13 protein-coding genes are annotated in these 11,960 nt (G+C 69.9%); 11 read left to right on the top strand and 2 right to left on the bottom strand.

The window, feature by feature from the left end; genetic code table 11:
- The 3 genes from Q0326_RS12885 to Q0326_RS12875 form a co-directional block, all read left to right on the top strand.
- Window positions 1-758 (top strand): VWA domain-containing protein (locus Q0326_RS12885; RefSeq protein ID WP_298691095.1); only part of this gene is annotated, 758 nt, incomplete at its 5' end.
- Entirely contained in the window at window positions 755-1,630 is an 876-nt protein-coding gene (bchO, locus tag Q0326_RS12880) for an alpha/beta fold hydrolase BchO (RefSeq protein ID WP_298691093.1), read from the top strand. The genes Q0326_RS12885 and bchO, both read left to right, overlap by 4 nt.
- Window positions 1,630-1,824, top strand: a complete 195-nt coding sequence (locus tag Q0326_RS12875; RefSeq protein ID WP_298691091.1) for a hypothetical protein — start codon at window positions 1,630-1,632, stop codon at window positions 1,822-1,824. Before bchO ends, Q0326_RS12875 begins: the two co-directional genes overlap by 1 nt.
- Here Q0326_RS12875 and Q0326_RS12870 read toward each other — a convergent pair.
- The gene (locus Q0326_RS12870) at window positions 1,771-2,481 is read right to left on the bottom strand and encodes a hydratase (RefSeq protein ID WP_298691089.1); all 711 of its coding nucleotides are present in this window, start codon (window positions 2,479-2,481) and stop codon (window positions 1,771-1,773) included. The two genes, Q0326_RS12875 and Q0326_RS12870, sit on opposite strands and share 54 nt — an antisense overlap.
- Window positions 2,482-2,603: 122 nt before the next feature.
- Complete coding sequence (gene crtD, locus Q0326_RS12865) at window positions 2,604-4,157, bottom strand: 1-hydroxycarotenoid 3,4-desaturase CrtD (RefSeq protein WP_298691087.1); 1,554 nt, start codon at window positions 4,155-4,157, stop codon at window positions 2,604-2,606.
- Between the two features lie 176 nt (window positions 4,158-4,333).
- On the opposite strand from crtD, the gene Q0326_RS12860 reads away from it, so the two are divergent.
- The 8 genes from Q0326_RS12860 to pufL all read left to right on the top strand — a co-directional run bounded on the left by Q0326_RS12860 (window position 4,334) and on the right by pufL (window position 11,951).
- A complete protein-coding gene (locus Q0326_RS12860) occupies window positions 4,334-5,368 on the top strand; it encodes a methyltransferase (protein ID WP_298691085.1) in 1,035 nt (344 codons plus the stop codon).
- A gap of 67 nt (window positions 5,369-5,435) precedes the next feature.
- Window positions 5,436-6,347 (top strand): chlorophyll synthesis pathway protein BchC, encoded by a 912-nt coding sequence (bchC, locus tag Q0326_RS12855; RefSeq protein ID WP_298691083.1) that lies wholly within the window; start codon window positions 5,436-5,438, stop codon window positions 6,345-6,347.
- The gene (locus tag Q0326_RS12850; RefSeq protein WP_298691081.1) at window positions 6,344-7,327 is read left to right on the top strand and encodes a chlorophyllide a reductase iron protein subunit X; all 984 of its coding nucleotides are present in this window, start codon (window positions 6,344-6,346) and stop codon (window positions 7,325-7,327) included. Before bchC ends, Q0326_RS12850 begins: the two co-directional genes overlap by 4 nt.
- On the top strand, window positions 7,317-8,882 hold the full coding sequence (gene bchY, locus Q0326_RS12845; protein ID WP_298691079.1) for a chlorophyllide a reductase subunit Y: 1,566 nt from the start codon (window positions 7,317-7,319) through the stop codon (window positions 8,880-8,882). Before Q0326_RS12850 ends, bchY begins: the two co-directional genes overlap by 11 nt.
- A gap of 139 nt (window positions 8,883-9,021) precedes the next feature.
- Complete coding sequence (bchZ, locus tag Q0326_RS12840) at window positions 9,022-10,467, top strand: chlorophyllide a reductase subunit Z (protein ID WP_298691077.1); 1,446 nt, start codon at window positions 9,022-9,024, stop codon at window positions 10,465-10,467.
- Window positions 10,468-10,605: 138 nt separating this feature from the next.
- Window positions 10,606-10,770: a light-harvesting antenna LH1, beta subunit gene (gene pufB / locus Q0326_RS12835; protein ID WP_298691075.1), complete on the top strand. Its 165-nt coding sequence runs from the start codon at window positions 10,606-10,608 to the stop codon at window positions 10,768-10,770.
- A gap of 48 nt (window positions 10,771-10,818) precedes the next feature.
- On the top strand, window positions 10,819-10,998 hold the full coding sequence (gene pufA / locus Q0326_RS12830) for a light-harvesting antenna LH1, alpha subunit (protein ID WP_298691073.1): 180 nt from the start codon (window positions 10,819-10,821) through the stop codon (window positions 10,996-10,998).
- A 128-nt stretch (window positions 10,999-11,126) separates the two neighbouring features.
- On the top strand, window positions 11,127-11,951 hold the full coding sequence (pufL, locus tag Q0326_RS12825; protein ID WP_298691071.1) for a photosynthetic reaction center subunit L: 825 nt from the start codon (window positions 11,127-11,129) through the stop codon (window positions 11,949-11,951).
- The last annotated feature ends 9 nt before the right edge of the window (window positions 11,952-11,960 follow it).

Raw genomic sequence — 11,960 nt, 5'->3', positions numbered from 1 at the left:
GTGGTGCGGGCGAACGCCGAACGTCCGGCACGCGGGGGCGGCCGCTGTCGGCGCGCGCGGGGATGCCCGGCGGCGGGCGGCGGCTGAGTCTGATCGACACGCTGCGCGCCGCGGCACCTTGGCAACGACTGCGCAGCGCCGAGGGACGCGTTGCGATCCGGCGGGACGATCTGCGCGTCCGTCGCTTCGAGACGCGCGCTGAGGCGGTGACGATCTTCGTCGTCGATGCCTCGGGATCGTCGGCGCTGGCGCGGCTCGCCGAGGCCAAGGGCGCGGTCGAGCTGCTGCTCGCCGAGGCCTATGTGAAGCGCGCGCAGGTCGCGCTGATCGCGTTTCGCGGTACGTCGGCGGACCTGCTGCTGCCGCCGACACGCTCGCTGACGCGCGCCCGGCGATGCCTCGCCGACTTGCCCGGCGGCGGTGGCACGCCGCTCGCGGCCGGGCTGAGTGCGGCCTACGCCGTTGCTGAGGCGGTCCGGGCACGCGGCCGCACCCCGTTCCTTGTCATACTGACCGACGGACGCGCCAACATCGCCGCCGACGGTCGCGCGGTCCGCCAGACGGCGGCAGCGGACGCGCAGGCGGCGGCGCGGGCGATCGGTATGGCGGACATCCACGCCGCCTTGCTCGACATTGCCGCGCGGCCGCGCCCGGAAGCGGCAGCGCTCGCAGCGGCGATGGGCGCGCGCTATCTGCCGTTGCCGCGTGCCGACGCGACCGCGATACACGCCGCGGTCCGCGCGGCGCAAGGCGGATGAGCCACGCGCCGCGCTGGGAGCGAGAGGGCCGCGACTGGCCCAACCGCGCGCACAGCCGCTTCGTCGCGCGCGGCCCGATCCGCTGGCATGTCCAGAGGATGGGCGCGGGGCCGGTGCTGCTGCTGCTTCACGGTACTGGGGCCGCGACGCATAGCTGGCGTGCTCTGGCGCCCTTGCTCGCCGAGCACTTCACCGTCGTGGCGCCCGATCTGCCCGGACATGGTTTTACGGCGGGCCGACCGCGTGGCGGGCTCGCGATGCCGGCGATGGCGCGCGCGATCGGCGAGCTGGCGCAGGCGCTGGAGATCGCGCCCGAGATCGTCGTCGGCCATTCGGCAGGCGCGGCGATCGCGATCCGCATGGCGCTGGACGGGGTGATCGATCCCAAGGCGATCATCGGGCTCGATGCCGCGCTGCTGCCCTTTCCCGGGCTCGGCGCGATCCTGTTTCCCTCGCTCGCGCGGCTGCTGTTCGTCAATCCGTTCGCCCCGCATCTTTTCGCGCAGCTCGCGCGCATGCCGGGCGAGACCGGACGGTTTCTGGCGCGCAGCACGGGTTCGCGTATCGATTCGGCGGGTGTCGCGTTTTACGAACGCCTGTTTTCCAGTCCCGATCATTGCGCGGGCGCGATCAGGATGATGGCCGAGTGGGACCTCGACTCGCTCGCACGCGACCTCCCGCGCCTGCGCACGCCGCTGCTGCTGCTCCACGGCGAGGCCGACGCCGCCGTGCCGCTGTCGAGTGCGCGTGCGGCCGCGGCGGCGGTCGGCGACGGGCGGCTGGTGTCGCTGCCCGGCCTCGGGCATCTTGCGCATGAGGAGCAACCCAAGGCGGTCGCGGCGATGATCCTTTCGTTCGCGGGAGAGCGGTGATGCAGCCGGGTTCGGTCAGCCTGTTCGACATGGCGATCTGCGGCATCCCCGCGGTGGCGTTCGCGATCTGGCAAATCGTCTCGGTCAGTCGCGAGATCACCAAGGACCGGCAGGCGCCGCCGTCGGTGCCGGAACGCGCGTCACCAGACCGCGCGGGGCATCCGATAGGGCAGCATCGACTGGACGATCGGTGAGCGGAACCGGCCGAGCGCAAGGCTTTCATGGACCGCGCGCGCGTTCTCGCCGAACACCCGCGTCGCAAGCGCCGAGCGCGCGTAGAAGGGCGCGTCGATCCAAGTCTTGATCACCTTGGGGTGCGCGCCGGCGTCGGCCCGGGTCGCGCGCCTGACCAGCCAGCCGGTCCGCGGCAGCGCCGCCGCGGCGGGCTGGACCATGTCGTGCCAGCGCCCCTGTCGATCGAATTTGAGCGCGAGATCGAACGGGGTGCCGTCGCGCCGCCGGCCCTCGTAGAGGATCGCGACGTCGGACTTGAGATGCGCGCGCGACCAGTGCCAGTCGTCGAACCCGGCCTCGAGCGGCTCGTCGCCGAAATTGGAATCGACATAGCCGTCGCCCGACCAGCGCACCGCGGGATGCGTCATCTCGACCGTGACGCGCGCGCGCGGGGCGACGGGATGCCAGCGATGCCGGCCGGCGGGGTCGAGCGCGAAGGCGGTGGTGCCGATCATCTCGGGGCTGACCCGCACCGTACCGCGCACCCGGTAGGGCAGCGGGGCGGAGATCTCGGCGATGTCGCTCACCAGCGTGTTGCCGTCCCAGCGGAGCGCGCTCGGGCCGACGACGAGATGATCCGCGTCGCGCGCGACGCGGTGCCGGGGGCGCTCGGTCATCGCCCAGGCGCTGCCGCGCGGGCCGGCGAGCGCGACGTTGATCGCGCAGTGATTGTCGGGATGGCGCCGTCCGCTGAGCTTGTAATAGGGCGAGAAGACGCTGCCGACGAAGGCGATGATCGTCAGCCCGTGGCGCCCGTCGTCGCTGGTCGCGTCGATATACCACCAGGCATAGCCGTTGGCCGCGACCGCGACGTCGAAGCGCGGTCCCTGAGCAGGCAGTCGGCGGCTAGCCGGCCGGAAAGCGCCGCCATCGGGACGCCCGCGCCGGGGTGGGTGCTCCCGCCCGCGCAATAGAGCCCAGCGATCCGCGTCCGGCTGCCCTGCCGGCGGAAGGACGCCGCCCACCCGTGCGAGGCCGGTCCATAAAGGGCTCCACCCGTCGAGGGACAGAGGCGCGCGAAGTCGCTCGGCGTCGTCAGCACCGCCGAGGGCCCCAGGTCGAGCGACAGCCCCGCTCGCGAAACGCTGTCCAGCATCCGCTGTGTGCATTGATCCAACTCCGTTGCGGTGGGGCGCGCGCCGTCGCCGGTCGGCGGGGCGTTGACGATGACTTGCACGCGTTCCGCGCCAGCGGGCGCGACGTCGCCCGCGTCGCGATCCTGCGCGCAGACATAGACGCTCGGCCGATCGGCAAGGCGGCCAGCGGAGAGTGCGGCGAATTCGGCCGGATAGTCGTCCGAGAAGAAGACGGTGTGCCGCGCCAGCGGGAAGCCGGTCGCGCGGGCGCGTGCCGTCCAGACCATCGCGCTCAGCGATCGGCGCGCCGGCGCGACACGCGACACGGCGTGGCGAACCGCCGATCCGAAGCGGCCGTCGGCGATCGCGGCGGGATCGGCGTTGCAGATCACCGCGGACGCTGTCAGCCGCTCGCCACTGGCGAGGACGACGCCGGCCGCACGCCCCCGTTCGACGACGATCTCGCGTACCGGCTTGCCGTAGCGGAAGCGGACGCCCTGCGTACGCGCCAGCGCTTCCAGCGCGCCCGCGAGGCGGTGCATGCCGCCCTCGACCAGCCAGACGCCGCTCGCCTCGACATGCGCGATCAGCATCAGCGTCGCCGGGCAGCGCAAGGGCGAGGATCCGCAATAGGTGGCGTAGCGACCGAATAATTGCCGGAGGCGCGGATCGCGGAAATAGCCGCCGAGCGCGTGCCACATCGAGCCGTAGGCGCGCAGGTTCAGATAATCGCGAAACCCGTGCGCGCCCATCCGCCAGCCGAGCGTGATTGGATCGGTCTTGGTGTCGCGCAGAAACGGCCGGTCGAGTGCCTCGAACAAGCGCCGCGCCTCGGCCCGGAAGGCGCGGTAGCCGCGCGCGTCCGCGGCGCCCGCGAACGCCCCGATCGCCGCCTCGCTCGCCGCCGGGTCAGCGAACAGGTCGAGCCGCGCGTCGCCCCAGGCATGGCGCGCCAGCGTCGTCGCGGGGCGGGTCGCCAGATGGTCGTCGAGCGACTCGCCGCAGGTCGCGAAGATCTCCTCGAACAGGCCGCGCATCGTGAACACGGTCGGCCCGGCATCGATCGCGGCGCCGTCGACCGTCACGGCACGGAGCTTGCCACCGGGACTTGAAGCGGCGTCCACAACGGTCACATCGCAGCCGCGCACCGCGAGCAATGCGGCGCTGATCAGCCCGCCAACCCCCGCTCCGATAACGACGACGCGCGTGTCGGGCATCTGCCGGCGCTCCCGCGATAGTGAGTGTGATTGACGCGATGCTAGCATGTGTCCACAAAAGTGGACATATGATTTCGTCTGCAGGCAAAGATTCTGGATGGCGCGGGCGGTGGTTGGCCTGGCGCAACCGACTGCTCGCGTCCCCGCGCTTTCAGCGCTTCGCGGCGCGCTTTCCGTTGACCCGACCGATCGCCCGCCGACGCGCGCGCGCGCTGTTCGATCTGGTGGCAGGCTTCACCTACTCGCAGATCCTCGCGGCCTGCGTCGAAACCGAGCTGTTCGATCTTCTCGCCGACGAGCCGGTCGAAGCCGACACCGTTGCCGCGCAGCTCGATCTGCCGCGGGACGGCGCGGAGCGATTGCTGCGCGGCGCAGCAGCATTGGGACTCGTCGAACCGCTCGGCGCCGCCTGGACGCTGGGCCGGCACGGCGCCGCGCTGCGCGGCAATCGCGGGATCGCCGAGATGGTCGCGCACCACCATCTGCTTTACGCCGACCTTGCCGATCCGGTGGACCTGTTTCGGCGCGGCGGCGGCGGCGGGGCCTTGTCCCGCCACTGGCACTATGCCGAAGCGGCGGGGCAGGGCGATGGCGAGTCGGTCGGTGCCTATTCGGCGCTGATGGCCGCCTCGCAGCCGCTGATCGCCAACCAGACGATCGATGCCTATCCCTTCCGCCGCCACCGCCGCCTGCTTGACATCGGGGGCGGCGAAGGCGCCTTCCTTGCCGCCGTCGGCGCGCGCGTTCCAAGTCTCGAGCTTGCGCTGTTCGATCTCCCGGCGGTGGGCGAACGGGCGCGGGGGCGACTCGCGGCGTCGGGCCTTGCGTCTAGAGCGACCATCCACGGCGGGGATTTCCTGCGCGACCCCCTGCCCAAGGGGTACGACCTGATCTCGCTCGTCCGCGTGCTGCACGATCATGACGACGTACCGGCAATGATATTATTGCGCGCGATATATGCCGCGCTGCCGGTCGGCGGCAGACTGCTGCTCGTCGAGCCGATGGCGCAGATCCCCGGCGCCGCGCCAGCCGGAGATGCCTATTTCGGGGTCTATCTGCTCGCCATGGGATCGGGACGGCCGCGCAGCCCTGCCGAGATCCGGACAATGCTGATCGCCGCGGGCTTTTCGCGGCCCAAATGCTTGCCGATGGCGCTGCCTTTGACGGCAAGCGCCATCGTCGCAACCAGATCGACTGTCCAAACAAGTTGACAAATCTATATGTATAGATAGAGTTACCCCTCATCCGCTCATTCGGGCGGGGGCAGGAGATGGGCGTATGGACGCACTGGCGGTCATACTCGAAGCGCCGGAACGGTTGGCGCTCCGCTCATTGGCGCTGAACCCGATGGGCGCGACCGACGTTCGAGTCGAGATCGACTGGAGCGGGATCAGCTCCGGCACCGAGAAATTGCTGTGGACCGGGCGGATGCCGGGCTATCCGCTCGTCCCGGGCTACGAGTCGATCGGCCGCATCGTCGAGGCGGGCGCCGAAGTCCGCGGACGGATCGGCGAATGGGTCTTCGTCCCCGGCGCGACCTGCTATCGGGATGCGCGCGGATTGTTCGGCGGCACCGCGCGCACGGTGATCCTGCCCTCGGCGCGCGCGCTGCCGATCGACGAGACGCTCGGCCGCGACGGCATCTTGATCGCGCTGGCCGCGACCGCGCACCACGCGATCGCGGGTGGCGCGGCGCCCGAGCTGATCGTCGGCCATGGCATTTTGGGGCGCCTGCTCGCGCGGGTGACGATAGCGTGTGGAAACCCGCCGCCGACAGTGTGGGAAACCAATCCGGCGCGGCGCGACGGCGCGGGCTATGCCGTGCTCGATCCCGACGCCGACGCGCGGCGCGACTATCGCACGATCTGCGACGCGAGCGGCGCGGCGGACGCGCTCGACATGCTGATCCCGCGGCTGGCGAAGGGCGGCGAGATCCTGCTCGCCGGCTTCTACGACCGGCTCTCCTTCGCCTTCCCGCCGGCCTTCCTGCGCGAGGCGCGGCTGCGCATCGCCGCGGAATTCGCGACCGCCGATGTCGCCGCGATCCGTGCGCTGATCGACGCGGGTGCGCTCCGGCTCGACGGGCTGATCAGCCATGCCCGTCCCGCGGCGGACGCGGCCGAGGCCTATCCGCAGGCCTTCACCGATCCGGCCTGCCTCAAGATGGTGCTCGATTGGAGAGAGATATGAGCATGCTCGATCCGGGGCCGCTGCGCGACGAGGCGCAGGAGGAGCCCGATCCCGTTCCGACCGGGCCGGTCACCAAGGCCACGCAGATCATCGCGATCTACGGCAAGGGCGGCTCGGGCAAATCCTTCGCGCTCGCCAATCTCAGCTATATGATGGCCCAGCAGGGCAAGCGCGTGCTGCTGATCGGCTGCGATCCCAAGAGCGACACCACCGCGCTGCTGTTCGGCGGCAAGTCGACCCCGACGATCATCGAGACCAGCGCGCGCAAGAAGCTCGCGGGCGAGTCGATCGGCATCGAGGACGTCTGCTTCCAGCGCGACGGCGTGTTCGCGATGGAGCTGGGCGGGCCCGAGGTCGGGCGCGGCTGCGGCGGGCGCGGCATCATCCACGGCTTCGAGACGCTGGAAAAGCTAGGCTTCCACGAATGGGGCTTCGACTACGTACTGCTCGATTTCCTCGGCGATGTGGTGTGCGGCGGCTTCGGCCTGCCGATCGCGCGCGACATGTGCCAGAAGGTGATCGTCGTCGCCTCGAACGACTTGCAGTCGCTCTACGTCGCCAACAATGTCTGCAAGGCGGTCGACTATTTCCGCAAGATGGGCGGCAATGTCGGCGTCGCGGGGATGATCCTCAACAAGGACGACGGGACCGGCGAGGCCAATGCCTTCGCGCGCGCCGTCGGCATCCCGGTGCTGACCGCAATCCCCGCCAACGAGGACATCCGCCGCAAGAGCGCGAACTATCAGATCGTCGGCAGGCCCGACGGGCAGTGGGCGCCGCTGTTCGAGGCGCTCGCGGTCAACGTCGCCGAGGCGCCGCCGCTGCGGCCGACCCCGCTCGACCAGGACGCGCTGCTCGACCTGTTCAGCGCCGATGTCACCGGCGCCGACGTCACGCTCAGGCCCGCGACGCAGGCCGACATGCGCGGCGCGGCCTATGCGCCCAAGCCGAGCCTCGAGGTCGTCTACGATGCCGTCTGAGGTGAGCCTCCTTTCGGCGCCCCTCCCTGAAAGGGAGGGAGGGGAAAGAGTGCGCGATCGCATCGATTCTGGAGACGCCGGCGGTTGCGCCTCCAGAGAGACTTTGCGCGACGCCGCCGTGACCGCGGGCAAGTCCGACGTCCTCGATCGCTATGCCGCCGATTATCCCAAGGGGCCGCACGACCAGCCGCAATCGATGTGCCCGGCCTTCGGGAGCCTGCGCGTCGGGCTGCGCATGCGGCGAACCGCGACGATCCTGTCGGGCTCGGCCTGCTGCGTCTACGGGCTCACCTTCACCTCGCATTTCTACGGCGCCAGACGCAGCGTCGGCTATGTGCCGTTCAGCTCGGAGACGCTCGTCACCGGCAAGCTGTTCGAGGATATTCGCGAGGCGGTGCACCAGCTCGCCGATCCCGCGCACTACGACACGATCGTCGTCACCAACCTCTGCGTGCCGACCGCCTCGGGCGTGCCGCTGCAGCTGCTCCCCGACCAGATCAACGGCGTCCGCGTGATCGGCATCGACGTGCCCGGCTTCGGCGTGCCGACGCATGCCGAGGCGAAGGACGTGCTCGCCGGCGCGATGCTCGCCTACGCGCGCCGGGAGGCCGAAGCCGGCCCCGTCGCCGCGCCGACGCAACGACCGGCCAATCCCGCCGAGCGGCGCCCGACCGTGACTCTCCTCGGCGAGATGTTCCCGGCCGACCCGCCAGGCATCGGGCTGATGCTCGAGCCGCTGGGCCTCGCGGCCGGCCCGGTCGTCCCGACGCGCGAGTGGCGCGAACTCTATGCCGCGCTCGATTGCGCCGCGGTCGCCGCGATCCATCCCTTCTACACCGCCAGCGTCCGCGCGTTCGAGGGGGCGGGGCGGCCGGTGGTCGGCTCGGCGCCGGTCGGCGCGGACGGCACCGCGGCGTGGCTCGACGCGATCGGCGCCGCGTGCGGCATCGCGCAGGCCAAGGTCGATGCGGCCAAGAACCGCTTCCTCCCCGCGATCCGCACCGCGCTGGCAGGCCGGCCGATCGCCGGGCGGATCACCGTGTCGGGCTATGAGGGCTCCGAACTGCTGGTCGCGCGGCTGCTGATCGAGAGCGGCGCGGACGTACCCTATGTCGGCACCGCCTGCCCGCGCACGGTCTGGTCCGATCCCGATCGCGACTGGCTCGAAGCGAAAGGGGTGCGCGTCCAGTATCGCGCGAGCCTCGAACAGGACATCGCCGCGGTCGAAGAGTATCGCCCCGATCTCGCGATCGGCACGACGCCGGTCGTCCAGCACGCCAAGACCCGGGCGATCCCCGCGCTCTATTTCACCAACCTGATCTCCGCGCGCCCGCTGATGGGGCCGGCGGGCGCGGGCAGCCTCGCGACGGTGGTGGGCGCAGCCCTCGCCAACCGGCATCGGTTCGAGCGGATGACGGCGTTTTTCGACGGCGTCGGCACCGGCCCCACGGCCGGGGTTTGGGAAGGCACGCCGGTCGATCGGCCAGCGTTCAAGGCCAAGTTCGCCGCGAAGCGCATCGCCGCCGCCAAGGCGGAAGAAAGCGTCGGGACATGAGCGGCTGGCGGCTTCTTATCTACCGTCACCCGGAGCTTGTTTCAGGGTCCATCTTTCCGCTGGCGAGGCCGTTGCCTGTCGCACGATGGAGGCTGAACCGCGTTCGGCATGACGAGGATGGTATCGGGGAGGGTGCGCGATGACCCTCATCCTCGATCACGACCGCGCCGGCGGCTATTGGGGCGCGGTCTATGCCTTCACCGCAATCAAGGGGTTGCAGGTGATCATCGACGGCCCGGTCGGCTGCGAGAATCTGCCGGTCACCTCGGTGCTCCACTATACCGACGGGCTGCCGCCGCACGAGCTGCCGATCGTCGTCACGGGTCTTGGCGAGCAGGAATTGGGACGCGACGGCACCGAGGGCGCGCTGACCCGCGCGTGGCGGACGCTCGATCGCGATCTGCCTGCGGTCGTCGTCACCGGATCGATCGCCGAGATGATCGGCGGCGGCGTCACCCCCGAGGGCACCAATATCCAACGCTTCCTGCCGCGCACGATCGACGAGGACCAATGGCAGGCCGCCGACCGCGCGCTGACCTGGCTGTGGACGCAGTTCGGTCCGAAGACGGTTCCCGCGCCGCGTCCGCCGAAGGCGGGGCAGAAGCCCAGGGTCAACATCATCGGGCCGATCTACGGCTGCTTCAACATGCCGTCCGATCTCGCCGAGATCCGCCGGCTGATCGAGGGCATCGGCGCCGAGGTCGGCATGGTCTTCCCGCTCGGCAGCCATCTCGCCGACGTGCGCGGTCTCGCCGACGCGCAGGTCAATGTCTGCCTGTACCGCGAGTTCGGGCGCGGGCTGTGCGAGACGCTCGAGCGGCCCTATCTCCAGGCGCCGATCGGGCTCGAGAGCACGACCGCGTTCCTGCGCACGCTGGGCGCATTGCTCGGCCTCGATCCCGAGCCGTTCATCGAACGCGAGAAGCACAGCACGATCAAACCGCTGTGGGATTTGTGGCGCTCGGTGACGCAGGATTTTTTCGGCACCGCGAGCTTCGCGATCGTCGCGACCGAGACCTATGCGCGCGGCATCCGCCATTTTCTCGAGGACGAGATGGGGCTGCCCTGCGCCTTCGCCGTCCGCCGCAGCGCGGGCGTCAAGCCCGACAATCAGGCGGTCCGCGACGCGATCCGCGCGACCCCGCCGTTGGTGATGTTCGGCAGTTACAACGAGCGCATGTATATGGCGGAGAGCGGCGCGCGCGGCGTCTATGTGCCGGCGAGCTTCCCCGGCGCGGTGATCCGTCGCCACACGGGCACGCCGTTCATGGGCTATGCGGGGGCGACATACCTCGTCCAGGAGGTGTGCAACGCGCTGTTCGACGCGCTCTTCCACATCCTGCCGCTCGCCGGGCAGCTCGACCAAGCCGAGGCGACGCCGGCGCGGATCGAACGCGCGCTGGCGTGGGACGACGAGGCCAAGTCCGACCTCGATGCGGCCGTCGAGCGCGAGCCCGTGCTGGTCCGCATTTCCGCCGCCAAGCGCATCCGCGACGCCGCCGAGCGCGCCGCGCGGCGCGCCGGCGAAGCGTCGGTCACCGCCGAGCGCCTCGCGCTCGCCATCGTCGAGGCCCGCGCGGCATGAGCGCGGCACAACCTTTCTCGCGCGATCCGGACCGGACCGGCGCGGGTCGCACGATCCTCCGGGCATTCGGCCCGCGCGGATCCGCCGGGGAGCCCGCTCCACGGTCCTGTCCTGGTCGGGAACATTGGAGACGTAGACATGAGCGATCTCAGAGACAAAGACGATAGGATAGGGCTCCGAACCTATCTGACCCCGGAAGAGGCCAAGGAATTTCACAAGCTGTTCATGATCAGCTTCCTGATCTTCACCGCCGTCGCGATCGTTGCGCACATCCTGGTCTGGAACTGGCGGCCCTGGCTGTGAGCCGGACCACCTGATCCATTCGACCATTCAAACGAGAGGAGCCACGTCATGTGGAGAATCTGGTTGATCTTCGACCCGCGCCGCGCGCTGGTCGCCTTGTTCATCTTCCTGTTCGTGCTGGCGCTGCTGATCCACTTCATCCTGCTCAGCACCGACCGGTTCAACTGGCTCGACGGTCCGCACAAGCCGCCCGTGGTGACCGCGCCGGCCGCACCGGCTGGCACCTGACCGAGCGTAGCCGACCGGGAACGGCCGGGCGGGACAAGCGAGGCCGGACATCGGCCCGGCCTCGTCGTCCGAAGACGATATAACCGCAACGATGTCCGGCGCGTGGCGCCGGGACGCGGAGAGATGCCATGGCGCTGCTGAGCTTCGAGCGAAAATACCGCGTGCGCGGGGGGACGCTGATCGGCGGCGACCTGTTCGATTTCTGGATGGGTCCCTTCTATGTCGGCTTCTTCGGCGTCACCTCGGCGATCTGCGCCGCGCTCGGCACCGCGCTGATCTTCTACGCGGCGTCGCTCGGGCCGACCTGGAACCCGTGGCTGATCAGCATCGCGCCGCCCGACATCCGCTACGGGCTCGGCCTCGCGCCGTTACGCGAAGGCGGCTTCTGGCAGATCATCACGATCTGCGCGATCGGCGCGTTCGTCTCTTGGGCGCTGCGCGAGGCCGAGATCTGCCGCAAGCTCGGCATCGGTTATCATGTCCCCGTCGCTTATGGCTTCGCGATCTTCGCCTATGTCTCGCTGGTCGTGATCCGGCCGTGGCTGCTCGGCGCCTGGGGCTTCGGCTTCCCCTACGGCATCTTCAGCCATCTCGATTGGGTGTCGAACACCGGCTACCAATATCTCCACTTCCACTACAATCCCGCGCACATGCTGGCGGTGAGCTTCTTCTTCACCACCGGCGGCGCGCTCGCCTTTCACGGCGCGCTGGTGCTGTCGTCGGTCAACCCGGCGCCGGGCGAGGCGGTGAAGTCGCCCGAATATGAGGACGCCTTCTTCCGCGACACGATCGGCTATTCGGTCGGCACGCTCGGCATCCACCGGCTCGGGCTGTTCCTGGCGCTGTCCGCGGGCTTCTGGAGCGCGATCTGCATCATCATCTCGGGGCCGCTGTGGACGCGCGGCTGGCCCGAATGGTGGACGTGGTGGCTCAACCTGCCGATCTGGTCCTGAGGGGAACCG

The organism is uncultured Sphingomonas sp. (assembly GCF_937859915.1).
In the GTDB taxonomy this organism is placed as follows: Bacteria; Pseudomonadota; Alphaproteobacteria; order Sphingomonadales; family Sphingomonadaceae; genus Solisphingomonas.
Note: the sequence above shows the minus strand (reverse complement) of the source record. Positions and strands in the feature narration are given on the sequence as shown.

What these genes read in the sequence shown, in the direction of transcription:
- pufL (WP_298691071.1), top strand. Translation starts at nt 11,127, where the DNA reads ATGGCGCTGCTGAGCTTCGAGCGAAAATACCGCGTGCGCGGGGGGACG.
- bchC (WP_298691083.1), top strand. Translation starts at nt 5,436, where the DNA reads ATGGACGCACTGGCGGTCATACTCGAAGCGCCGGAACGGTTGGCGCTC.
- Q0326_RS12875 (WP_298691091.1), top strand. Translation starts at nt 1,630, where the DNA reads ATGCAGCCGGGTTCGGTCAGCCTGTTCGACATGGCGATCTGCGGCATC.
- bchO (WP_298691093.1), top strand. Translation starts at nt 755, where the DNA reads ATGAGCCACGCGCCGCGCTGGGAGCGAGAGGGCCGCGACTGGCCCAAC.
- Q0326_RS12850 (WP_298691081.1), top strand. Translation starts at nt 6,344, where the DNA reads ATGAGCATGCTCGATCCGGGGCCGCTGCGCGACGAGGCGCAGGAGGAG.
- bchZ (WP_298691077.1), top strand. Translation starts at nt 9,022, where the DNA reads ATGACCCTCATCCTCGATCACGACCGCGCCGGCGGCTATTGGGGCGCG.
- pufB (WP_298691075.1), top strand. Translation starts at nt 10,606, where the DNA reads ATGAGCGATCTCAGAGACAAAGACGATAGGATAGGGCTCCGAACCTAT.
- crtD (WP_298691087.1), bottom strand. Translation starts at nt 4,157, where the DNA reads ATGCCCGACACGCGCGTCGTCGTTATCGGAGCGGGGGTTGGCGGGCTG.
- Q0326_RS12870 (WP_298691089.1), bottom strand. Translation starts at nt 2,481, where the DNA reads ATGACCGAGCGCCCCCGGCACCGCGTCGCGCGCGACGCGGATCATCTC.
- bchY (WP_298691079.1), top strand. Translation starts at nt 7,317, where the DNA reads ATGCCGTCTGAGGTGAGCCTCCTTTCGGCGCCCCTCCCTGAAAGGGAG.
- pufA (WP_298691073.1), top strand. Translation starts at nt 10,819, where the DNA reads ATGTGGAGAATCTGGTTGATCTTCGACCCGCGCCGCGCGCTGGTCGCC.